This window comes from Arthrobacter sp. Leaf69, from assembly GCF_001422645.1.
Lineage (GTDB): Bacteria > Actinomycetota > Actinomycetes > Actinomycetales > Micrococcaceae > Arthrobacter.
The window spans coordinates 831,678-854,468 of sequence record NZ_LMLR01000001.1; the positions used below are offsets into that span (position 1 = coordinate 831,678).

Here is a 22,791-nt window from a genome sequence, read left to right on the forward strand (position 1 = left end):
TATGGCTGAGCTTGAGGTTGAGATTGTCGCAGCGGACCACTTCGTGTGGTCCGGAGCGGCCCAGATGGTCAAGGCCCGCACCAGCAATGGTGAAATCGGAATCCTGCCCGGCCACTCGCCCCTGCTGGCGATTCTGGCCGAAGGTGAACTGGCAATTCAGCCGGTGTCCGGTGACCGCATTGCTGTAGTTGTCGACGGCGGCTTCTTCTCCGTCGACAACAACCGGGTCGTCATTGTTGCTGACAACGCCCAAATGGGCGACGCGGCTACTGCGGGGATCCGCTAGCACGACCTTGATGAACGATACTGTTATTCCGTTCATCGTCCTGGCAACGATCTTTGCGTTGCTGGTACTTGCACTGTGCCTTTCCGGGGTGCGCCGCTTCAATCTGCGGCGCGCCCTGGGCACGGTGGACGCCTCCATTTGCACGGCTGGAAACAGCTGGCAGATGGGGGTTTGTCGTTATCAGGACAACGACCTTGAGTGGTTCCGCCTTGCTTCGCTGAGCATGCGGCCCAAGCACTCATTCCGGCGGAGCTCCCTGGAACTGGTCGGCCGGCGCAAGCCCACCGAATCCGAGCTCGTCAAGGTCCAGCCCGACGCCGTGATTGTAGAACTCCGGTACGAAGGGCAAGACGTCCTGCTCGCGATGCGGTTCGACGCCTACACCGGGCTGTCCTCCTGGCTTGAGGCCGGGCCGGTCATCGGCGTCGGCACCTGGCGCTAACCCGGGTGCATTACATCGAAGACCTCCGGCTCGTGGACGGGCCGGTGGTGTGGATCGCCTGGGCTGTGGGTGCTGCGGGCGCGGCTTACCTCGTCCGGCATGCGGGACGGCGCCGCAGCCGGGACGCGGCCGGCCCCCGCTGGCCGGAACTCCTCCTTCCCGTCGCCGTTGCCATCCTGTCCGCCGCCGCGTTGCTCGCCGGTGCGCACTGGCTGATGATCTACGTTTTTTCCGTCGTCCCCGGGGAACTGCCGGGTGAGGTCCTGGCTTGGTCCCTTCCCGCGGTCACGGCGCTGCTGCTCTGGCTCACGCGGCTGTGGGGAACCTGGCGGCCCGGATACATCCGGTCCCCTGGGCGCGGAGACCGGCCCCGCCCGGCGCGGATTGCCGCGCTGTCAACGGGCGCCCTGCTGGGCGTGATCATCCTCTCCGCCGTCCAGACGAACATCTACTTTGGCCTCAACCACACCGTCAGCGACCTGCTGGGCACTGCCGTGGCGCGGGTCCAGCCACTGGAAGACGGGCTGAAACGCACGCCGGGAGCCCCTGCCGGCAGCAGCCTGGCCGGGTGGAGCCCGCCGGCCGGGCTGCCCGACGGCGGCGTGCTGCGGCGCGCTGCAATCCCCGGCACAACTTCCGGCTTCGAGAGCCGCGAGGCCTACATCTACCTCCCGCCGGCCTACCGGGCCAGCCCGCGGCCTGCCCTTCCCGTACTGGTCCTCTTCGCCGGCCAGCCGGGCGCGCCGGCGGACTGGCTCACAGGCGGCGCACTGCGTGGCCGCATGGACCGGTACGCGGCGGAGCACCACGGTGTGGCCCCGGTGGTGGTGGTGGTGGACCCCAACGGTTACTCCTCGGGCAACACCCTCTGCATGGACAGCAGGATCGCCCGGGCCGACACCTTCCTCTCCGTGGACGTGCCTGGCTGGATCAAACAGACCCTGGACGTGGATCAGGACCCCTCGCGGTGGGCGGCCGGCGGCTTCTCCTTCGGCGCAACCTGCGCGATGCAGATGGTGACCCGGCACCCCGACATCTACAGTTCCGCGCTGGCGTTCTCCAGCGAGAAGGAACCCGCCCTCGCCAAGGAGCGCGAAAAAACCATCGCCGCCTCCTTCGACGGAGACACCGAAACCTTCGACCGCCAGACACCGCTGCGGCTCATGCAGGACCGCCGTTTCGACGGGCATGCCATCTACTTCGGCGCCGGTGAACGGGACCCTGAATTCATCGGCTACATGGAGATCCTGTCCCACGCCGCGCGCGCCGCCGGGTTCACGGTGGAGTCTCGCCCCGTTGCCGGTGCCGGGCACTCCTGGGACACGGCGTCCCAGGGGCTGACCTCCGGGCTCGACTTCCTTGCGTCCCGCTGGGGAATCCGGCAGTGAGTCCGGGGGCAACGCCACAGCCGCGGGGGACCGGGGCCACTTCCCTCCAGGGCCTGGGACGCGAGGGCCTGCGCCAATCACTGGGGCATCTGCGCGCCGTACCGTTCACCCTGACAGTCCTGGCGGTCTTCCTGGTCACTGGTGCGGCCACCGGAAGCTTTCTCTCCGGGCCGCCGGAATCGCTGTTGGACGTGGCCTCCGTCAGCGCCCCCGCGCTGAAAGCCGGACAGTGGTGGTCGCTGTTCACCTCCCTGTTCTTTGCCACCAACCTGCTGGCCTACGCCGCGGCCGCGCTGATGATCCTGCTTCTGCTGGGCCTGGCCGAGCGGAAGTTGGGGACCCGGCGCACCGCCATGTTCTACTTCGCCGCCCAGTTCGCCGCGGTGACGCTGTTCCTGCTGCTGACGCAGCTTGCCCGCTACGCCGACGACGGATGGCTCAGCCGGATGGTTGACGCGCGGCTGATGGGCCCGTACGCGGCGGTCCTCGGCGTCTCGCTGGCGTCCAGCGGTCTGCTGCCCACGCTGTGGCAACGCCGACTGCGCACCGCGGTTGTCTCCATCTCCCTCATGCTCGTGCTGTATGTCGGGCACGCGGAGACCGTCGTCGGGTTCGCCGGTGCACTGGCGGGGCTGGCGGCCGGCTGGTGGATCCAAGGCGACCGGGGCACGCTGCACCGCCACCGCTCCACGGGACGCGAAACCCGCAATCTCCTGGCCCTGACCGTCGCGATTTTCGCCGTCGGTCCCATCCTGACGGCCATGGTCCGGACCCCCACCGGGCCACTGGCGCTGCTGCGGGACGTCGTCCTGAATCCGCTCCCCACGCTGACCCAGATGGAACGATATTGCGGGGGCAGCGTCGACGTCACGTGCCTGGAGGCCGGACGCGCCGGTTTCGCGGGGCCGCTGGGCCTCGCACTGGCCGTGGTACCGGTGGTGCTGCTGCTCATCTGCGCCGACGGCATGCGGCACGGGCGCCGGCTCGCGCTGCGGATCGCGATCACCCTCCAGCTCGCCGTCACGGTCATGGCCGCCGTCTACCTGTCGCTGTTCGCCAGGATCCACCAATACCCCGACCGCCCGCGCACCGGCCTGCTGGGATCCGGGGTGGTCCACGTCCTGCCGCTCGTAGTGGTTCCGCTCGTGCTTGTGGTGCTGCTCGCCGCCAACCGCCGCCAGTTCCGCGTCGAAACGAGCCCCCGGGCCCGCCGTGCCCTCGCCGCCGTCGTCGGCGGCACCTGGCTGGTGCTGGCCTCCTGCTACACAGGGGTCTGGCTGGCCGCCGGCGGCATGGACCGGGACGGCGGCCTCCTGGGCCTGGCCGCAGAGCTCTCCCGGCAGTACCTGCCGCTTCCCATCCCCGGAATCTACAGCCGCATCTTTCAGGGCCGTAACGCCGCCGAGGCCTTCCTCTTCGCCACGACCGGCATCATCTTCTGGGCGGTGGCCCTGGCCGCCGTCTGGGTGGTTCTGCAGCGCAGGCTGCATCGTACCGACGCCGCAGCCGATGACCGCGACGCGGCCCGCAGCCTGATCCGCCAGGGCGGCGACTCGCTGTCCTGGATGGCGCTGTGGGAGCCCAACAGGTACTGGTTCGCCCCGGATGGCCGCGGGGGAGTGGCCTACCAGCAGCACGGCAACGTCGCGCTGACTCTGGCCGGACCGTTCGGCCCGGCGGCGTTCCGCGAGGAGACCGCAACGGGCTTCATCCGGTATTGCGCCGAACACGCACTCATTCCCTGCTTCTACTCCTGCACGGACGAGCTGTGGCCGATGCTGAAGGGCCGCGGTTTCCGGCGGGTGGCGGTGGCCCAGGAAACCAGGCTCGCGGTGCGCATGCTCGAGTTCAAGGGCAAGGACTGGCAAAACGTCCGTACCGCCCTCAACCGGGCGGACAAAACCGGCGTGCAAGCGGTGTGGGGCCGCTACGCGGACTTTGCGCCTGCGCTCCGCGCCCAGCTGGTCGAGGTCTCGGAGGAGTGGGCCGCACAGAAATCCGTCCCGGAGATGGGGTTCACCCTCGGCGGGATCGACGAGCTGGAGGACGGAGAGGTGCTCTGCTGCCTGGCGGTCGACGCCGGGGGCCAGGTCCAGGGCGTCACGAGTTGGCTGCCGGTGTACGCGGACGGGCGCCTCGTGAGCTGGACGCTGGACTTCATGCGGCGCCGCGGCGACGCCTTCCCCGGGGTTATGGAATTCCTGATCGCGTCCGCGGTGCTGGAGCTGCGGAGCACGGTGGACGTGATTTCGCTGTCCGGATCGCCGCTGGCGAAGGACACCGCGACGGTGGCTGACGTTGCCGGCCAGGAGGCCGGATCCGGCGGGCTGGCGGGAATTCTCGACGTCGTGGGGAAAGCGCTCGAGCCCATCTACGGGTTCCGTTCGTTGGCAACATTCAAGTCCCGTTTCAAACCCGAGTACCGGACGTTGTACCTCTATTATCAGGACCCCCTGCACCTGCCCGCCATGGGCAGGGCGCTGAGCCGCGCCTATCTTCCGGGCCTGTCCGTGCGGCAAAGCGCCCGGTTGCTGAGGACCCTCGTGCGCTAATGCCGTTACGCGCCGCAGTGCAGAAAGGCACGTGCCACGGCCGAGTTCAACAATGTGGGTGCAACAAACGTCCCGCAGCAATGCGGACCCGTCAATTGGGCGGGCGCCCAAACGTTCCCTAAAACAATGCACCGTGCGCGGAACAGTCCGCCAACAAAGCAAAAAAAATGATCCCCGGCACTAGGGCCGGGGATCATTCTTTGCGGAGACTGCCATAGGCAGTTCCGCGACGCGGTACTAGACCAGCGTCACGCCGGTTGCCTGGGGGCCCTTGGCGCCCTGGCCGATTTCGAACTGAACGCGGGCGTTCTCGTCGAGGGTCTTGAAGCCGCCGGTCTGGATCTCGGAGTAGTGAACGAAGACATCGCCATCGGAGTCGTCCGGGGTGATGAAGCCGAAGCCCTTTTCAGCGTTGAACCATTTGACAGTTCCCTGTGCCATGTATTTCTCCTCATTATGGATCTTGATTAAGGCCGGCACACTTCGTGCCGGACTTGGTCACTCCGCGAGAAGAACCTGGGCTGTGGGGCCGGAATATCCGGGCTTCGGCGGCAGGCGCTTCACGCTCGCAACATGTCTTGCGAGCATGAAAAAACACCTACACAAAGACTCGTATAAGAATTTCATGCCAGTTGCGTCAGGTCAACGGGCACGGCGCACAATTGGCATAAATTTTGTACAAAGGGTCGACCAACGTTATCAACGGTGCATTACCGCCGGCCGGGTTCTCTTCCGGAGCCGCAGTGCGGGCCTCAGAAGAGCCGGGATTCGACGTCGTCGACGCCGCGCATTGCGTCGTAGTCCAGGGTGACGCAGTCGATGCCGCGGTCGTTTGCCAGGACCTTGGCCTGGGGCTTGATCTGCTGGGCGGCGAAAATGCCGCGGACCGGCGCCAGGAGGGGGTCGCGGTTGAGCAGTTCGAGGTAGCGCGTGAGCTGCTCGACGCCGTCGATGTCACCGCGGCGTTTGAGTTCGATGGCCACGGTGGCACCCTTGGCGTCCCGGGCGAGGATGTCCACCGGGCCGATGGCGGTGAAGTACTCGCGGCGGATGAGGGAGAAGCCGGCGCCCAGGAGTTCGATTTGGTCGGCCAGCAGCCGCTGGAGATCCGCTTCCACGCCGTCCTTGATGAGCCCGGGGTCCTGGCCTAGCTCATGCGAGGTGTCATGGAGCTGTTCATGGATGTTGATGATCAGCCGGTCGTCGGTCTTGGCTGACTGGACGGTCCACTGCTCCACCACGCCGATTTCGACGTCGACCTCGTCCGGGGTGGAGACCCGCAGGGACGCCGGGGGGCTCATCCAGTTCAGCGGCTTGTAGGATCCGCCGTCGGAATGGACCAGCACGGAACCGTCGGCTTTGACCAGCAGGAGCCGGGTGGCGAGCGGGAGATGGGCTTTGAGCCGGCCGACATAATCAACGGAGCAACGGGCTATGACTAAACGCACCCGGTCAACACTACCGTCTGCGGCGACAGGGGGCACCCGCGCTGGGGCAGAATGGAACCATGCCCCGTTCCAACCGCCCCCGCCGAGCCGTGTCAGGACGCGCCGGGTCCGGCAAACTGCCCAAGCCCGGCGCCAAAGGAGGGCCGGTGCCGGAGCTGGACCTGGAACGCGCGCGGTCGGGCTTCGCGCGCCGGGAAAGCGCACCGGACGGCGAGTGGTCGGTCCGGCCGATCACCGCCAGCCGCGCCGAGAAGACGTACATCTGTCCGGGCTGTTCGACGGCGGTGCTGCCGGGTGTGGCGCACCTCGTCGTGTGGTCCGAGGACCACCTCTTCGGGGCGGCAGCCGGGCTGGCGGAGCGGCGGCACTGGCATACCAACTGCTGGACGTCACGCAGCTACCGGTATCGCTGACTGCTCCGCCGGTTGTTTGCCGGAAGCGGAGTTGTTGCAGGGGCAGCGCCGCCGGCTGCTTTAGCTAAGCTGGACGCATGAGTTTTGACCCGGCGTCGTACGTCTTCAGCCAGCCTTCCGGACCGACCGCGATCCGCGCCTCCACCGTTCTCCCGGCCCGCCGGGAAAACGTGGAGCTCCGCACCGCCGACGGGCACCGGCTCGTCGGGGAGCTGGCGCTCCCGGAGTCCGGCGAGCTGAAGGCCACCCTGATCACCCTTCATCCGCTGCCGACGCACGGCGGATTCATGGACTCGCACGTCTACCGCAAGGCCTCCTACCGGCTGCCCGCCCTCGCGGGTATCGCCGTGCTCCGGTTCAACACCCGCGGCACCGGCTCGCCGCGGGGAACCAGCGAGGGAGCGTTCGAGGAGGGTATCGGCGAACGCCTCGACGTCGAGGCGGCCGTGAAGTTCGCCGTCGACCGCGGACTGCCGAACCGCTGGCTGGTGGGCTGGTCCTTCGGCACCGAGCTCGCGCTGATGTACGGGGCGTCCGAGCCGGTGGCCTCCGAGGTGGAGGGCGCCATCCTGCTGTCCCCTCCGCTGCACCGGGCCACGGATGTGCACCTGAAGGAGTGGGCTGCCTCCGGCAAACCGCTCAAGGTCCTGGTTCCCGAGCTGGACGATTACCTCCAGCCGGCCGGGGCCAGGGAGCGCTTCGAGGTGGTGCCGCAGGCCCGCGTCGTGGGCGTGGACGGGGCCAAGCACCTGTGGGTGGGGGAGAAGTACGCCGGCCGGGTGCTCAACGAGATTGTCGACGAGGTATTGCCGGGCGGAACAAGCACCGAACTGCCGCAGTCCTGGGACGGCCCGGTGGCCACAGCCCACGCCTGAGGGTTTCCGCTACGGAAAAGGACAGCCGCTACGTGGATCCACGCAGCGGCTGTCCTTTTCCGTAGCGGAAAATGTTAGTGGTTGTCCTGGCGGACGATGAAGATTTCCTTGACCAACAGCATGATGGCGGCGGCGGTGGGGATCGCGATGAGCGCGCCGAGCACGCCGAGCAGGCTGCCGCCGGCGATCACCGAGATGACGGCGACGGCGCCGGGAACCGCGACGGCCTTCTGCATGATGCGCGGGGAGATGAAATACGCCTCGAACTGCAGGTAGGCGAAATAGCAGACGGCGTAGACCACTGCCGTCTGCCAGCCTGCAGTGAGCGCGATCAGCGTGACGATGACACCGGCGATCAGGCCGCCGACCAGGGGAATGAATGCCAGCAGGGCCACCACAAAGGCCAGCAGGACGGCGAACGGGACGCCCACAATCGACATCACGATGAACGCGAAAGTCGCGTTCACCAGCGCAACGACGGCCTGGCCGATCACGTAATTGCCCACGGAACCGGTGATCTCCTCGGACAGGGCCTCAACCCTGGCCCGGCGGGACCGCGGGGCCAGGCGGTAGCCCCACTTCTTCATGGCCGGCAGGGCGGCCAGGAAGTAGAGGCTCAGGACCAGCACGATCAGGGCGCCGAACAGGCCGTTCGCCACGGTGGAGCCGAACCCGACCACCCCGCCGAAGATGCCGCCCATCGCCGCGGGATCATTGACGAACTTCTCCAGCTCCTGGGAGATGCGTTCCCGTACGCCGTACTGGTTGTCGATGCTGCGGAAGAAATCAGAGTTGATGAACTCCGTGATCCAGCGCGGCGCCTCCTCGACGATCTGGGTGACCTGCTGCACGATCGTCGGGATCAGCGTGGCGAAGAAGGCGGCGACACCCAGGGCCAGGCTGGCGACGGCAATCACGATGCCTGCGGCGCGGGGGACCTTCTTTCCTTCGAGCCAGCGCACCACCGGGTCCAGGCCCAAGGCGATGAACAGCGCCGCTACGATCCAGAGAATCAGCTGCGTCGTGTTGGAGCCGATCCAGTAGACCAGCAGGGCAACGCCGACGCCGACCGTCCCCATGAAGCCGACGTAGAGGGGGTGCTGGGAGGACATCCGCGGGCCGGGGTTGCCGAAGCGGGTGCCCGTCTCCGTCTCCGGCGTCGTCGGGTCGTTTTCCTGTTCCGGCGGCATCTCAAAGCGGAGCCGTGGCTGTGCTCCGGGAAGAGGCTGGCGAAGCCGGTGCGCCATCGAACTCAGCACTCCGGCCAGGGCGGCGCGGCGAGGGGAAACCTGCTCCTGCGGACTTCCCGCCGTGCTGCCGGATTCCAGGTCTTCTTCCGGTCCTGAGGGGGACGAGTCCGTGTGTCCAGTCACTGCGTTGAAAGCCCTTTAATCTCTGTATATCCCCGGCGGAGACGCCGCGGCGGCCCCTGTGTGATGATCACCGCAAACACTATCAGCAGGCTTGTTTTGGAGGGGTCAGGCGGCTCCGGCGGGTGGCCCGGAGGGGGTTGACAACAGCCTCGATCTGACTCGGTGGTAACAAAACGGTTACTATTGAAGCTACGTGTCCGCTGATGATAGGTAATATTTTGCGTTTCAAGACTGCAGTTGCATTAGTGCTGCTCGGCCTCCTGACACTGCTGGCAGGAGTCGGCCAGAAGACTTTCTGGGCTCCGGCCGAGACCGTGACCGCCACCGCACCCGAGGGTGCCACCGCTGCTCCGCTGACCGTTTTTGACGAGAAGCTGCGCACCATGCGCGACGGCACGGTGACCATCACGGTCAAGGGGGAGGGCAGCTTTATGCTGGCCGCGGGCCGTCCGGACGACGTTGACGCCTGGGTCGGAAAGACCGCGCACAACACGGTCTCGGGCGTCTCCGAGGACGGCAAGGCGCTGCAGTTGACGCACGCGGAAGGTGAAGCCGCCTCACCCTCACCGGCAGGTTCCGATCTCTGGGTCAGCACAGAGAACGCCAGCGGAGAGCTGACGTACAACTGGAACGCACCGGCCGACGGCGACTGGTCGCTGCTGCTCGCAACGGACGGCACCAAGCCGGCCCCCACCTCGATCACCATAACCTTCCCGAACGACACCTCCACTCCGTGGGCCATCCCGCTGATGGTCCTGGGCGGCCTGCTGATCCTGGCCGGCATCGCCCTGATGGTGCTCAAGCCCAAGTCCAAGTCCGGTGCGCGTCCCGGCGCCGGCGGCGGTTCAACCGGTGATTCGGACGGCGGCAGCAGCTTTGCCCGTCGTGCGCAGGCCAAGGCCGCGGCCCGCAGCGAGGCCCGGAAGTCCGCCGAAGCCACGTCCGCGGTGCCCGTTGTCGGATCGCCGGCGGCTGATGCGAAGGGTGCTGACGCCAAGGGCGCAACCCCCACGAACACCGCCCCGACGAACGCGGCCCCCACGAACACCGCCGAGAAGTCCTCCGCCGCACCACTGACCGCGGCGCAGCGGCTGCGGCGCTCCGGAGCGGTCGTCGCCGTGCTGACCGCCACCGCCGTCGCAGGCAGCGGAGTGGCCGCACAGGCCAGCCAGACGCCCGCCCCGACACCGGGCGAGGCCTCGGCCAGCGCAGAGCCGGCATCGGCATCCCCGGTGCTGCTCGATACCCAGTTCCGCCGCATCCTGGAGCAGGTTGCCAGCGCGTCCGACGCCGGAGACGCGGCCAAGGACGCCAACAAGCTGAAGCCCCGCGTCGCCGGTCCTGAGCTCGAAGTCCGCTCGCAGAACTACAAGATCCGCTCCCGCGTCGGCTCGTACGAGCCCCGGATGCCGGTCCGCGCCACCAAGCTCCTCACCACGGTGGTCACCGAGGACCGCGCCTGGCCGCGCAAGGTCATGGCGGTGACCCAGGGCGAGGGCAATGTTGTTCCGCAGCTGCTCACCCTGACCCAGGCCTCCCCGCGGGAGAACTACAAGCTGGTCCTTACCACCCCGCTCCAGCCCGGCACCACCTTCCCTGGGATCGAGCGCGACGGCACCGGGACACTGGCACCGACGGACAAAACCGGTCTCCTCTACAGCGGCCAGGAAGCGCTGACCGGGTTGGGTGACCGGCTGAATTCCGCCGGGTCCAAGTTCAAGGACAAGCTCGCGGAAGGTAAGTCCTCGCCGTACATCGCGGACACCCTCGCCTACCAGGCCGATGTGGTGAAGTCCGGCGTCAACGGCAAATTCGCCTTCAGCCACAAACTGGTTCCGGAGAGCGTTGTGGTCTTCCGGACCGCCGACGGCGGGGCCCTGGCCCTGGGCCGACTGGACTTCTCGTTCGACGGCACGCCCAAGGCCTCCGGCGACAAGCTGACCATCGGCGACGACGCTGCGGCCCTCGCGGGCGGCAAGGAGACAAGCACCGGCATGGTGCTGAAATTCGCCGAATCCGCCGCTGTCTACATCCCGCCGGCAGGCTCGTCGGACCCGATGAAACTTGTTGCCGCCACCCGCGGCCTCGTCGGGGCCAGCTTCAAGTAGGACCGCAGGGGTACCAGTAGATACAGAAAGGACCCGGCCCGCTGGCCGGGTCCTTTCTGCTGTCCGGGCTCGTTCAAGTGGCACCGGGAGGGGCCGGTATGGCTAGAGTGGAACCATGACTTCGCCAGCCTCCCGCCCGGTCCCGCCCGCTGCTGCCAACCCGCTCAACCTGCGGGGCGCCGTCGACCTGTCCTCCCTCAAACAGCGGCCCGTCGCGCCGCCGGCCGCCTCAGGCACGGCGGGCACACCGGGATCCCCGGCCGCGGGCAACGGGGACGAGGACCACGCCGGCCGTCCGCTCCGGGTGGACATCACCGAAGCCAATTTCCAGGAACTCGTTGAGCTGTCGGCCCAGGTTCCTGTCGTCGTCGCGCTTTGGGCGGCCTACTCGCCCGGCTCCGCCGAACTGGTCGACGTCCTCGAGCGGATCGTGGACAGCTACGACGGCCGGCTGGTCCTCGGTGCCGCCGACGTCGAGGTGTTCCCGCAGCTCGCCCAGGCGTTCCAGGTGCAGGCCGTTCCCACCGCCGTGGCGCTGGTCAAGGGCCAGCCGGTGCCCCTGTTCCAAGGCGGAGCCGAGGAACCGCAGGTCCGCAGCCTGTTCGATGAACTGCTCAAGGTGGCCTCAGCCAACGGCGTCACCGGACGGATCGGTGCGGGCGGACCCGCCGCGGACGGCCCCGAGGCTCCGCCGCTGCCTCCTTTGCACCAGAAGGCGTTTGACGCGATCGAAGCCGGGGACTACGCAGCGGCCGCGGACGCGTACCGCCAGGCCCTGCTGGAAATGCCCGCCGACGCCGAAGCCAAGGCCGGGCTCGCCCAGGTGGAGCTGATGGGCCGGCTCCAGCCGCTCTCCGCCGCGGACACTGACGCGTTGCGCCAGCTCGCCGCCGACGAGCCGGACAACCTTGAGGCCCAGCTCGGCGTGGCCGACCTGGACGTCGCCGGCGGACACGTCGAGGACGGACTGGGCCGGATCGTCGCGTTCATTGGCAGGAACTTCGGCCCGGAGCGGGAAACGGCCCGGGTCAGGCTGCTGGAACTGTTCGACGTCGTCGGCGCCACCGATGACCGCGTGGCAAAAGCGCGCCAGAACCTGGCCCGGGTCCTCTTCTGATGGGGTCGGCGCTCTTTACGCCGCTGGAACTGCGCTCCCTGCACCTTCAGCACCGCGGCTGGGTGTCGCCGATGTGCCAGTACAGCTGCGAGCCCGAAACCGGGGAAGGGGTCCCCACCGACTGGCACCTGATGCATCTGGGCTCGTTCGCCACCGGGGGTGCAGCACTGATCCTTACCGAGGCGGCCGCCGTCAACGCCGCCGGACGGATCAGCCCGCGTGACGCCGGACTCTACAACGACCACCAGGCTGCGGCCTGGGAGCGGATCACGGCCTTCGTCCACCGGCACGGAGCCGCAGGGGCCAAGATCGGCACCCAGCTGGCGCACGCAGGCCGGAAGGCGTCGTCGTACTGGCCGTTCTCCGGACAGAAGGGTACGGTGGCTGCCGCCGACGGCGGCTGGCCCACCGTGGGTCCCGGCACCTCAGCCTTTGACGGCTACGACGCGCCGTCGGCAATGACGGAGGACGAGATCGACGGCGTGATCGCCGATTTCGCCGCTGCGGCGGAACGGGCGGTCGGCGCCGGTTTCGACACGATCGAAATCCACGGCGCCCACGGCTACCTCCTGCACCAGTTCCAGAGTCCCCTCGTCAACGACCGCACAGACCGCTGGGGCGGCGACGAGGCCGGCCGGAACAGGCTGACCCTCGCCGTGGTGGATGCCGTGCGGGACGTCATCCCCGACTCCATGCCGCTGCTCCTGCGCATCTCCGCCTCGGACTGGGCCGAGGGCGGCATCGATGCGGAAGCCTCGGTCCGGATGGCCAAGGCAGCCTCGGAACACGGAGTGGACCTCGTGGACGTCTCCAGCGGCGGCGCCGTGGCATGGCAGCAGATCCCCGCGGGACCCGGCTACCAGACCGGCTTCGCCGCGCGCATCCGGCGTGAAACCGGGGTCAGGACCGGCACTGTGGGGCTGCTGACGTCGGCCGGTCAAGCCGAGCATGCCGTTGCCACCGGCCAGGCCGACGGGGTCTTCATCGCCCGCGCCGCCCTCCGCGATCCACACTGGTGGCTGCGCGCTGCGTTCGAGCTGGGCCATGAGCTGGCCTGGCCGCCGCAGTACGAACGTGCGATTCCCCGCCACTCCTTCTAGCAGGGCCTTCTCGCAGGCCCTCCCGCAGGGAGAGTAAGGTCCGCCCGCAGGGGTACGCCTTGCGGACGATCCGTTCCGCGCCATAGGGCGGTTAGTCTGACGACATGACTTTTCAGCAACCGGGTCCGCATGCCCCTGAAAACCAGCCGCCCCCGCCGGTCCCGGCCCTGTCCCTGCGCGGGCTGGCCAAACGCTTTGGCGGGAAGATCGCCGTCGACGGCCTCAGCCTGGACGTTCCGGCGGGATCCTTTTTCGGGATCGTCGGCCCGAACGGCGCCGGCAAAACCACCACACTGTCGATGGCCACGGGATTGCTGCGGCCCGACTTCGGCACGGCGTTCGTGCACGGCGTCGATGTATGGCGGCAGCCGCTGGAAGCCAAGAAGCTGATGGGCATACTGCCGGACGGCGTACGGCTCTTTGACCGGCTGACCGGCGAGCAGTTGGTGACCTACGCCGGGCTGCTGCGCGGCATGGATAAGGACGTTGTGTCCGGACGCGTGGCGGAACTGCTCGCTGCCCTGGACCTGGGCCCCGACGCCGGCACACTGGTAGTGGACTACTCCGCCGGCATGACCAAGAAGATCGCCCTCGCCTCGGCGCTCATCCACGCGCCCCGGCTGCTGGTGCTCGACGAGCCGTTCGAATCCGTGGACCCGGTGTCCGCCGCCAACATCCGGGACATCCTGGACCGCTACGTGGCTTCCGGCGGCACTGTCATCGTCTCCAGCCACGTGATGGACCTCGTCCAGCGGATGTGCGACCACGTCGCCGTCGTGGCGGCCGGACGGCTGCTGGCCGCCGGGACGGTCGACGAGGTCCGCGCGGGCGCGTCCCTCGAAGACCGCTTCGTCCAGCTAGTCGGCGGCCGCAACCACACGGAAGGGCTGGAATGGTTGCGCACCTTCTAAGGCTCAAGCTGACCCTGCTGCGCAATAGTGTCCGGCGCAGCCCTTGGCAGCTGGTGGGTCTCGGCATCGGCGTGCTGTATGCGCTGGGACTCGTAGGGCTCGCCATCGCGGGGCTCCTGGTGCTCCGCGGACAGGACGCCGGGCTGGCGCAGACGGTGGTGGTCCTGGGCGGCGCCGCGGCGCTGCTGGGCTGGGCGGTTATTCCGGTCGCGGCCGCGGCCGCCGATATGACACTGGACCCGGCCCGGTTCACCACCTTCGCCGTGCCGATGCCGCAGTTGCTGACCGGGCTGGCACTCGGCGGGCTGATCGGCATCCCGGGCACGGCGACCGCCCTGGTGGCACTCGGCACCGTCGGGACCTGGTCTCGGAGCCTCCCCGCCGCAGCGGGCGCGCTGGTGGGGGCGGTCCTCGGTGTGCTCAGCTGCATTGTGCTGTCCAAAGTGGTCACCACTGCCACGGCGGGGCTTGCGAGTTCCCGCCGCTTCAAGGACGCCAGCGCTGTGGTCTTCCTGATTCCCCTCGTCTTGATGGGCCCGATCGTGACAGGCGTCGCCGAAGGGATTGCCGGATCCGGGGACTTCCTGGCCGCGCTGGCCCGCACGCTGTCTTGGACCCCGGCCGGGGCCGCGTGGTCCCTCGGCGGCGAGCTTGCCGTGGGGAGCTATGGCGCTGCAGGCCTGAAGTTCCTGATCGCCCTGGCCACCCTCGCCGGACTCGCGCTGTGCTGGAAGCTCCTCCTGCAGCGGGCGCTCGTGACGACGCCCTATGCCGGCACCTCCAAAAAGAGGGCCGGCGGCCTGGGTTTCTTCAGGCTGTTCCCGGCGACGCCTGCCGGCGCGGTGGCGGCGCGGTCCCTGAGCTACTGGCTCCGGGACCCCCGGTACTCCGGCTCCCTCGTCGTCGTCCCGCTGCTGCCCGTGCTGTTCCTGTTCCAAGCCACGCAGACGGGGTCCTACGGGCTGCTTCTCTTCGTCGGTCCGCTGACCGCGTTCCTGCTGGCCTGGTCCATCTCGACAGACGTGTCCTATGACAACACCGCCTTTGCGCTGCATGTCGCCACGGGCGTGCGCGGGGTCCACGACCGGCTCGGCCGCGCGGTGGCGTGCCTGGTCTTCGCCCTGCCGGTAGTGGTGGGGCTCAGCGTCCTGCCGTTCCTGTTTGGTGCGGACTGGCAGCTCCTGCCCGGAGTGCTCGGGTTGTCCCTCGGGGTCCTGTTCAGCGGGGTCGGGCTTTCGTCCGTGGTCTCGGCGCGCTACACCGTCGCGGTGCCGCTCCCCGGCGACAGCCCCTTCAAGAAGCCGCCCGGCAATGTGGCGCAGACCCTGGCGGTGCAGTTCGGCGGCATGGGAGTGCTCCTGGTGCTGGTCATCCCCGAGGCGGCACTGCTGGCGGCGCAGTTCGTCACCGGCAGCGCCCTGCCGGGCTGGATCAATGTGGTGTTGGGCCCGGTCCTGGGGCTCGCGTTGTTGGCCGCCGGGGTCCGGCTGGGCGGCAAGTGGCTCGATGCCCGCGGGCCGGAGCTGCTGGCCCAGCTGGCTGTCAACCGCTGACGCGGGCGCTGCGGACCGGACTGGGATAACCTGCCAGTAAGGGACGTCCGGCAACGGATGCGGCGAGGTAGAGGCGAAGTTAAGGCGAAGGGCAACGCAAAGGTAAAGGCAGGGCCATGGAAGTCGTCATTCTGTCCGGCACTAAGCCGATCGCGGCCCTCGCGGCGGACGCGATAGAGAAACTGCTCCGGCGCAAACCCGACGCCGTCCTGGGACTCGCTACCGGCTCATCACCGCTGCCGGTCTACAACGAGCTGGTCCTGCGGCACGAACGGGACGGACTCGACTTCAGCCAGGTGCGGGCTTTTGCCCTGGACGAATATGTGGGGCTGCCGGCCGGCCACCCGGAGTCCTACCGGGAGGTGATCCGGCGCGAATTCACCGAGCGGGTGAACATCGACCCCACAAACGTCCACGGCCCGGACGGCTCGGCCGCGGACATCCCCGCAGCCTGCCAGGCCTATGAGGACGCCATCCGCGGCGCCGGGGGAGTGGACCTGCAACTGCTGGGAGTGGGTACCGACGGCCACATCGGATTCAACGAGCCCGGCTCATCCCTGGCCTCGCGGACCCGCATCAAGACCCTGATCGAGCAGACACGCCGGGACAACGCACGGTTTTTCGGAAGCCTGTCCCACGTTCCGCACCATGTTGTGACGCAGGGACTGGGAACCATCCTGGAGGCCCGGCATGTGATCCTCATTGCCACCGGCGCGCAGAAGGCCCGGGCGGTCCGCGACCTCGTGGAAGGGCCGGTCGCCGCCATCTGCGCGGCCTCCGTCCTGCAACTGCATCCGCACGCCACAATCCTGGTCGATGAAGCGGCGGCGTCGTCACTGCGGCTCGCCGATTATTACCGCCACAGCTACGAAAACAAGCCGTCGTGGCAGGGGCTGTAGGGCTGTAGCCGCCCTGTATTGGCGCCCAGCCGCAGCCCTGACGCCGTCGGGCCTCCGCCCTGCCGGCGCCGTTCTGTCCGATCCAGCGGCTAAGATGGATCTCATGAACAGCATGACCGATCCTCTCGAAAACGACCCGATGCGCGAGCTCTCCGGAGCGGGGACGTCCACGGCCACTATCGAGCGCGAGGAACTGCGCCAGGAAGTTGAACCCGGTGACCGGGAACGCTTCTCGCACTACGTGCGCAAGGAAAAGATCATGGAATCCGCGCTGTCCGGTGAACCCGTCATCGCGCTGTGCGGCAAGGTCTGGACGCCGGGCCGCGATCCGAAGAAGTTCCCGGTCTGCCCCGAATGCAAAGAGGTCTACGACGGCCTCCGCCCGGGCAACGACGGCGGCAAGGGCTCCGGCGACAAGTAGCACGGCCCAAGCCCTGCGGGGGCGCAACAGCTCCGCACGTTCCGCGCTCAGCCGCGCCGCCCTGCCCCGGGAGTGCTGTTCTTCCGGCGAATGATGCCCGGTCCATGCTGGCCAGTGGCAACTCACGGTTCATCCGAAAGAGATTGGTGTTTTTGTGCTTAATTGGGTTTCTCCGTCAGCGGCGGCAGTACGCGGAATGGAGGGCACCTAGGTGACAGAGACACTCTTTGGCGGTCCCGTGCTGCCTCCCGCGTATCCGGAGCGGGCAGCCTGGGGCACCGCGCCGAAACTCCGTGCCTGGCAGCAGGAAGCCCTCGACAGTTACTTCACCACGCATCCCCGGGATTTCCTGGCGGTCGCCACGCCCGGCGCCGGCAAGACCACCTTTGCGCTGCGGGTGGCCTCCATGCTGATCGAGGCCAACATCGTCAACCGCGTCACCATCGTGGCGCCCACGGACCACTTGAAGCGCCAGTGGGCCGATGCTGCCGCCAGGGTGGGCATCGCCATCGACCCGAACTTCAAAAACGCCGACGGCCAGCACGGCCGCGGCTTCATCGGCGTCGCTGTCACCTACGCGCAGGTGGCGAGCAAACCGATGCTGCACCGGGCCAAGACCGAGGCCGCCCGCACGCTGGTCATCCTCGACGAAATCCACCACGGCGGCGAGGCCCTGTCGTGGGGCGACGGGCTCCGCGAGGCCTTCGAACCCGCAGCGCGGCGGCTCTCGCTGACGGGTACGCCGTTCCGGTCCGACACGTCGCCGATCCCGTTCGTGGAATACGCTGAGGACCGGGACGGGATCCGGCGTTCCAAGGCCGACTACACCTACGGCTACGGCAAGGCGCTCCGGGACCACGTGGTCCGTCCCGTGATGTTCATGGCCTACTCCGGCCAGATGCGCTGGCGCACCAGCGGCGGCGAGGAGATGGCGGCCTCACTCGGCGAAGCGGCCGTCACCAAGGACGTCACGTCCCAGGCCTGGCGGACCGCGCTGAACCCTGCAGGCGAATGGATTCCCGCTGTGCTCGCCGGGGCGGACAAGCGCCTCAGCGAGGTGCGACGGACCGTTCCCGACGCCGGCGGGCTGGTCATTGCAACCGACCACGAGGACGCGCGGGCCTACGCCGGACAGCTGAAGAGGATCACGGGCGAGTCGCCCACGGTGATCCTCTCCGACGACGCGAAAGCCTCCAGCAAGATCGAGGAGTTCACCGCCAGCGAGAAGCGCTGGATGGTGGCCGTGCGTATGGTGTCCGAAGGCGTTGACGTCCCCCGGCTCTCCGTCGGCGTCTACGCGACCTCCACGGCCACGCCGCTGTTCTTCGCCCAGGCCGTCGGGCGCTTTGTGCGCGCGCGGAAACGCGGAGAAACGGCATCGGTGTTCCTGCCGTCCGTGCCGCAGCTGATGGCACTGGCGAACTCCATGGAGGCCGAGCGCGACCATGCCCTGGACCGCCCGGAGAAGGAAGACGGCGACGGCCTCTTCAACCCGGAGGACTCGCTGATGGACGAGGCGAACCGCGAGGAAAAAGCCTCCGATTCGCTGACCAAGGGAAAGTTCGAGGCGCTGGATTCGCAGGCCTCCTTTGACCGTGTGCTGTTCGACGGCGGCGAGTTCGGCACCGGCGGCGAGGTGGGCTCGGAGGACGAGCTCGACTTCCTCGGCATTCCAGGCCTGCTCGACGCCGAACAGGTGGGCACGCTGCTGCGGCAGCGCCAGCACGAGCAGCTCAACCGCAAGAACGCGCGCGCGCCGCAGGGTGCCGCTGCCGCGGCCGTACCCGCCGTGCCGGACCACCGCATGCTGATGGACCTGCGCACCGAACTGGCGAAGAACGTCGCCGCCTGGTCCGCGCGCACCGGCACGCCGCACGGCGTCATCCACACGAAGCTCAGGACGGTCTGTGGCGGCCCGGCCGTGGCGCAGGCCAACGAGGAACAGCTGCAGACCCGGCTGCGGAAGCTCCAGGACTGGTTCATCGGCCGGAAGTAACGGCCGCAGGCCCAAAGAAACAGGCACAAATAGCACAAAAAAGGACCGGGGTTTCCCGGTCCTTTTTTGACAGCTCTTCGCGGCTGCAGGTACGACGCTACTGGCCGCCGGCGCCGCAGAGCGCGCTCAGCTTCTGGCCCGCAGCGGTGTAGGACCCCTGCAGCTCCTCCAGCTTGGCGGAGTCCGGGTTCTCCTGAGCCGACGCGTCCAGGTATTCGATGATGGAGTGCAGCGGAGCCTGGATCTCTCCCGACGCGGCGGCCTCGATGGGCCGGAGCCGGTTGGCGAGGCGGATCATGCCGGCCTTGTCCGCCGCGGACGTGGGCCCCGCGCCGACGGTCTGGATCCGGGCGCAGGTTTCCTCGGTGGTGTCTTGCGGGGCCGAGCAGCCGGCGGCACCGAGCAGGGCCCCGGCAGCGATCAGGACGGTAAGGGTCTTCTTCATGATGTACTCCGGGGTTCTTACTGGTCAGACGATATTGGCAAGGATTTCGAGTCTACTGCGGCGGTGCGGATGTTGCGGCCAGCGTCCGTCGGAACGCCGACACAAACAGGCGCCGACACAAACAGGACGATACGCGGCCGGGCCGGCCCGCGCGCCGCTCAGGCGATGTCGACCCCGCCGAGTTCCATTTCGGCAATGGCGTCGTCGAGATCCTCGGCCACCCCGACGGTGAGATCGCGAAGCACGGTCACGGAGTACCCGGCCTGCACCCCGTCCAGGGCAGTCGCCTTAACGCAATGGTCGGTGGCGATTCCGACGACCACTACGTCCTCGACGTCGTGGCTCTGCAGCCAGTCGTCCAGCCCGATCGCGTCCTCGCCGGCGGCGAAGTCGCCGGCAAGAGCCTCGCCGTCGTCGGAGCCGTCGGATTCGCTGCTGCCGGCAGCGGTGCCGGAGGCCGGCATGGCGCCGGGTTTCCGGTCACCGGTGGGCACGGCGTCGTCCGGGGCCAGCAGCCCCTCGAAGCCCGAGTAGGCCGCGGTGAACTGGCCCTTGCGGAAGTAGGCCTGGATGTATTCGGTGTCGAGATCCGGGTGGAGCTCGGCGCCGCGGGTTCCTGCGACGCAGTGCGTCGGCCAGCTGTCGACGAAGTCCGGGTCTTCCGAGAAGTGCGCGCCCGGGGAAATGTGCCAGTCCTGGGTCGCCACGATGTGGTCAAACTGTCCGTGGTGGGCGTCGACGTATTCGCTGATGGCGCCGGCGAGCTCCGCCCCGCCTTCGACGGGCAGGGAGCCTCCTTCGCAGAAATCGTTCTGGACGTCGACGATGATCAGGGCGCGGGACATCAGTTCTCCTCGTAGATGGTGGGGATGGCTGCTTCGCCGCGCTGCAGCCGGTTGACGACAGCGGGAAGCTCCTTCATGGTGTCCGCGTGGCGCTGGCGCGCGCGCAGCACACCCTCCGCGCCGGTCCAGCCGGGCAGGAGTTCGCCGTTCTTGACGAACTGCTGCAGCAGGGGACGGTCGTTGCCGTCGTCCTCCGGGCGGTGCCCGATTCCGACAATTTCCTGGGTGGCTGTGCCGCGCTCGTTGAGCTTGCGCAGCGCGTACTTGCGCCCTCCCTTGCTGGTCTTGTTTTTGGCGGCCTTGGCCACGGGTTCGAATTCGCCGTCGTCGTCGGTGCGGCTGACCAGCTTGTAGACCATGCTGGCCGTCGGGGCGCCGGAACCGGTCACGAGGGACGTGCCGACGCCGTAGGAATCCACCGGCGCGGACTGCAGGGCGGCGATGGCGAATTCGTCCAGGTCGGACGTGACGATGATGCGGGTCCGCTCGTTGCCCAGATCGTCCAGGAGCTGGCGTACCCATTGCGCCTGCGCCACAAGGTCGCCGGAGTCGAGGCGCACCGCACCGAGCTTGTCGCCGGCCAGTTCGACGGCGGTGCGCACGGCCGCCTCGACGTCGTAAGTGTCCACCAGCAGGGCCGTGCCCGCGCCCATGGAGGCGATCTGCGCCTCGAAAGCCTCGCGCTCGGAGTCGTGCAGGAGGGTGAAGGAATGCGCGGCCGTGCCCACGGTCTTGAGCCCGTAGCGCAGGCCGGACTCCAGGTTCGAGGTGCTGTCGAAGCCGGCGATGATGGCGGCGCGGGCGGCGGCGACGGCCGATTCCTCCTGGGTGCGGCGGGAGCCCATCTCCACGCAGGGGCGGCTGCCGGCCGCGGTGATCATGCGGGAAGCCGCTGAGGCGATCGCGCTGTCGTGGTTGAGGATCGAGAGGAGGTAGGTCTCGAGGATGCAGGCCTCGGCGAAGGTGGACTCGACGATCAGGATGGGGGAATTCGGGAAGTACGCTTCGCCCTCGGCATAGCCCCAGATGTCGCCGGAGAAGGAGAACCCGGCCAGGTACTCCAGGGTCTCCTCGTTGACCACATTGGTGCGGCGGAGGAAGTCGATTTCGACGTCGCCGAACCGGAAGTCCGCGAGGCCCTCCAGCAGCCGGCCCGTGCCGCCCACAATGCCGTAGCGGCGCCCGTCCGGCAGACGCCGGGCGAAGGCCTCGAACACGGACCTGCGGTGGGCGGCGCCGGAATGCAGCGCGGCCTGAAGCATGGTCAGCTCGTAATGATCGGTGTACAGGGACGTGCGGGGACGGTCCCAGCCAGCTGAGGTACTCACGAATTCACTCTAGTCCCCACCGGCTCCCACGTCTCGCTTCGCTTCGCCGCGGGGCCCTCGCCGGCGTGGGCCCACCCACCGGCTCCCACGTCTCGCTTCGCTTCGCCGCGGGGCCMTCGCCGGCGTGGGCCCACCCACCGGCTCCCACGTCTCGCTTCGCTTCGCCGCGGGGCCATCGCCGGCGTGGGCGCATCCTCCCCATAGAATGGACAGATGACCCTTAGCGTTGCGCTCGGCCCTGACACCCAGGAGAGCACCCAGACCGGAACAGTGACGTCGACCGATGTCCTTTCTGCCCCTGACATCCCGTGGAACCTGGTGATCTGGAACGATCCGGTGAACCTGATGAGCTATGTGAGCTACGTGTTCCGGAGCTACTTCGGCTACTCCGAGGCCAAGGCCAACAAGCTCATGCTGGAAGTCCACAAGAAGGGCCGCTCCATCGTGGCGCACGGCAGCAAGGAGCAGGTGGAGCAGCACGCAGTAGCCATGCATGGCTACGGTCTCTGGGCCACGGTGGAACAAGCCACCGGCGGCGGCGACGGCAAGGGATCGGGCAAGGGCAAGGGAAAACGTGGCTAAGGCATTCAAATACGGCATCAAGGGCATCACCGGCTACCTGGAACCGGCCGAGCGGGAACTGTTGCGCAGCCTCTTCGACGACGTTGTATCTATGCTCGAGCCCGAGGAACGCGCCAACCAGGACCCCCTCGCCGCGTTGGTGGGACTCGACGCCGAGGCCCGCGAACCCTCGGACCGGGCCCTGCGGCGGCTGCTGCCCAGCGTCTCGAAGAACGACGCCGCCGCCTCGCTGGAGTTCCGCCGGTACACCGAGCGCTCCCTGCGGGAGAGCAAGATCGGCGCGCTGAAAGCCGCGTCCCTCGGACTGGACAAGGACGACCTGGTCCTGACCCCCGACGACGCGAGGCACTGGTCCATGGCGCTCAACGATGTCCGGCTGGTGCTGGCCGAACGCCTGGACATCCGCGACGACGAGGACGCCGGGCACGTGCACCTGATGCAGGACTGGTCCCAGGCCGAAGACGTCGAAAGCTACCTGGCCCTCGTGTACAACTTCACCACGTGGCTCCAGGAATCCCTGGTCCAGGCGATGCTGCAGTCGCTGGAGACACGCGGCTGAACCGGCCGCTGAACTGGCAGCTTAACTGCGGCGGGGTAGCGGCGCCCGGTCCCGGCGGGCGGCCGAGCCTGCCGCGGCGTGTGACCGATCCGACATGAGTCCGACAACACAATGTAATGGCCGCGCCCATGGGTAAGCCCTATCCTCGAA

The 22,791-nt window shown here is 68.1% G+C and carries 22 protein-coding genes; 16 read left to right on the forward strand and 6 right to left on the reverse strand.

Going from position 1 to position 22,791, the window contains the following annotated elements; translation table 11 throughout:
• The first annotated feature begins 1 nt into the window (after position 1).
• Genes ASE96_RS03820 through ASE96_RS03835 form a run of 4 tightly spaced genes read left to right on the forward strand, consistent with a single transcriptional unit; the run spans position 2 to position 4,668 of the window.
• Entirely contained in the window at positions 2–286 is a 285-nt protein-coding gene (locus tag ASE96_RS03820; RefSeq protein ID WP_056426128.1) for a F0F1 ATP synthase subunit epsilon, read from the forward strand.
• A 10-nt stretch (positions 287–296) separates the two neighbouring features.
• Positions 297–728 carry a DUF2550 domain-containing protein gene (locus ASE96_RS03825; protein WP_056426131.1) on the forward strand — a complete coding sequence of 144 codons (432 nt, stop codon included), beginning with the start codon at positions 297–299 and terminating at the stop codon, positions 726–728.
• Positions 729–733: 5 nt separating this feature from the next.
• Positions 734–2,116: an alpha/beta hydrolase gene (locus tag ASE96_RS03830; protein WP_056426134.1), complete on the forward strand. Its 1,383-nt coding sequence runs from the start codon at positions 734–736 to the stop codon at positions 2,114–2,116.
• Entirely contained in the window at positions 2,113–4,668 is a 2,556-nt protein-coding gene (locus ASE96_RS03835; RefSeq protein WP_056426137.1) for a bifunctional lysylphosphatidylglycerol flippase/synthetase MprF, read from the forward strand. Before ASE96_RS03830 ends, ASE96_RS03835 begins: the two co-directional genes overlap by 4 nt.
• 237 nt (positions 4,669–4,905) lie before the next feature.
• Here ASE96_RS03835 and ASE96_RS03840 read toward each other — a convergent pair whose 3' ends face one another.
• Together ASE96_RS03840 and nucS are read right to left on the reverse strand one after the other, a co-directional pair.
• A complete protein-coding gene (locus ASE96_RS03840) occupies positions 4,906–5,109 on the reverse strand; it encodes a cold-shock protein (protein ID WP_024365900.1) in 204 nt (67 codons plus the stop codon).
• 311 nt (positions 5,110–5,420) lie between these two features.
• Positions 5,421–6,116 (reverse strand): endonuclease NucS, encoded by a 696-nt coding sequence (nucS, locus tag ASE96_RS03845; RefSeq protein WP_056426140.1) that lies wholly within the window; start codon positions 6,114–6,116, stop codon positions 5,421–5,423.
• A 59-nt stretch (positions 6,117–6,175) separates the two neighbouring features.
• Between nucS and ASE96_RS03850 the strand changes: the two genes are divergently transcribed.
• Together ASE96_RS03850 and ASE96_RS03855 are read left to right on the forward strand one after the other, a co-directional pair.
• Positions 6,176–6,529, forward strand: coding sequence for a hypothetical protein (locus tag ASE96_RS03850; protein ID WP_056426143.1), 354 nt, complete (start codon positions 6,176–6,178; stop codon positions 6,527–6,529).
• 77 nt (positions 6,530–6,606) lie between these two features.
• Complete coding sequence (locus ASE96_RS03855) at positions 6,607–7,404, forward strand: alpha/beta hydrolase (RefSeq protein WP_056426146.1); 798 nt, start codon at positions 6,607–6,609, stop codon at positions 7,402–7,404.
• Positions 7,405–7,478: 74 nt separating this feature from the next.
• Here ASE96_RS03855 and ASE96_RS03860 read toward each other — a convergent pair whose 3' ends face one another.
• Positions 7,479–8,651, reverse strand: a complete 1,173-nt coding sequence (locus tag ASE96_RS03860; protein WP_156367503.1) for an AI-2E family transporter — start codon at positions 8,649–8,651, stop codon at positions 7,479–7,481.
• A 329-nt stretch (positions 8,652–8,980) separates the two neighbouring features.
• On the opposite strand from ASE96_RS03860, the gene ASE96_RS03865 reads away from it, so the two are divergent.
• The 8 genes from ASE96_RS03865 (at position 8,981) to ASE96_RS03900 (ending at position 18,882) form a co-directional block, all read left to right on the forward strand.
• Positions 8,981–10,885 carry a hypothetical protein gene (locus ASE96_RS03865; RefSeq protein ID WP_056426152.1) on the forward strand — a complete coding sequence of 635 codons (1,905 nt, stop codon included), beginning with the start codon at positions 8,981–8,983 and terminating at the stop codon, positions 10,883–10,885.
• Positions 10,886–11,000: 115 nt separating this feature from the next.
• Positions 11,001–12,002 (forward strand): tetratricopeptide repeat protein, encoded by a 1,002-nt coding sequence (locus tag ASE96_RS03870; protein ID WP_056426155.1) that lies wholly within the window; start codon positions 11,001–11,003, stop codon positions 12,000–12,002.
• On the forward strand, positions 12,002–13,102 hold the full coding sequence (locus ASE96_RS03875) for an NADH:flavin oxidoreductase/NADH oxidase (protein ID WP_056426157.1): 1,101 nt from the start codon (positions 12,002–12,004) through the stop codon (positions 13,100–13,102). The genes ASE96_RS03870 and ASE96_RS03875 overlap by 1 nt, the downstream gene beginning before the upstream one ends.
• Before the next feature lie 104 nt (positions 13,103–13,206).
• Positions 13,207–14,013, forward strand: a complete 807-nt coding sequence (locus ASE96_RS03880) for an ABC transporter ATP-binding protein (protein ID WP_056426160.1) — start codon at positions 13,207–13,209, stop codon at positions 14,011–14,013.
• On the forward strand, positions 13,995–15,566 hold the full coding sequence (locus ASE96_RS03885; protein WP_056426164.1) for a hypothetical protein: 1,572 nt from the start codon (positions 13,995–13,997) through the stop codon (positions 15,564–15,566). Before ASE96_RS03880 ends, ASE96_RS03885 begins: the two co-directional genes overlap by 19 nt.
• Positions 15,567–15,682: 116 nt before the next feature.
• Positions 15,683–16,465, forward strand: coding sequence for a glucosamine-6-phosphate deaminase (gene nagB / locus ASE96_RS03890; RefSeq protein WP_056426167.1), 783 nt, complete (start codon positions 15,683–15,685; stop codon positions 16,463–16,465).
• 112 nt (positions 16,466–16,577) lie between these two features.
• Complete coding sequence (locus ASE96_RS03895) at positions 16,578–16,886, forward strand: DUF3039 domain-containing protein (RefSeq protein ID WP_395940323.1); 309 nt, start codon at positions 16,578–16,580, stop codon at positions 16,884–16,886.
• Between the two features lie 211 nt (positions 16,887–17,097).
• Positions 17,098–18,882 carry a DEAD/DEAH box helicase gene (locus ASE96_RS03900; RefSeq protein WP_056426173.1) on the forward strand — a complete coding sequence of 595 codons (1,785 nt, stop codon included), beginning with the start codon at positions 17,098–17,100 and terminating at the stop codon, positions 18,880–18,882.
• 97 nt (positions 18,883–18,979) lie between these two features.
• Here ASE96_RS03900 and ASE96_RS03905 read toward each other — a convergent pair whose 3' ends face one another.
• From ASE96_RS03905 to ASE96_RS03915, 3 genes are all read right to left on the reverse strand, one after another.
• A complete protein-coding gene (locus ASE96_RS03905) occupies positions 18,980–19,327 on the reverse strand; it encodes a hypothetical protein (protein WP_056426177.1) in 348 nt (115 codons plus the stop codon).
• Positions 19,328–19,485: 158 nt separating this feature from the next.
• Entirely contained in the window at positions 19,486–20,172 is a 687-nt protein-coding gene (locus tag ASE96_RS03910; protein ID WP_056426180.1) for an isochorismatase family protein, read from the reverse strand.
• The gene (locus ASE96_RS03915; protein ID WP_235500095.1) at positions 20,172–21,500 is read right to left on the reverse strand and encodes a nicotinate phosphoribosyltransferase; all 1,329 of its coding nucleotides are present in this window, start codon (positions 21,498–21,500) and stop codon (positions 20,172–20,174) included. The genes ASE96_RS03910 and ASE96_RS03915 overlap by 1 nt, the downstream gene beginning before the upstream one ends.
• Before the next feature lie 213 nt (positions 21,501–21,713).
• On the opposite strand from ASE96_RS03915, the gene clpS reads away from it, so the two are divergent.
• Together clpS and ASE96_RS03925 are read left to right on the forward strand one after the other, a co-directional pair.
• Positions 21,714–22,082 carry an ATP-dependent Clp protease adapter ClpS gene (gene clpS / locus ASE96_RS03920; protein WP_056426183.1) on the forward strand — a complete coding sequence of 123 codons (369 nt, stop codon included), beginning with the start codon at positions 21,714–21,716 and terminating at the stop codon, positions 22,080–22,082.
• Positions 22,075–22,641 carry a DUF2017 domain-containing protein gene (locus tag ASE96_RS03925; protein WP_056426187.1) on the forward strand — a complete coding sequence of 189 codons (567 nt, stop codon included), beginning with the start codon at positions 22,075–22,077 and terminating at the stop codon, positions 22,639–22,641. The genes clpS and ASE96_RS03925 overlap by 8 nt, the downstream gene beginning before the upstream one ends.
• Positions 22,642–22,791 lie beyond the last annotated feature (150 nt).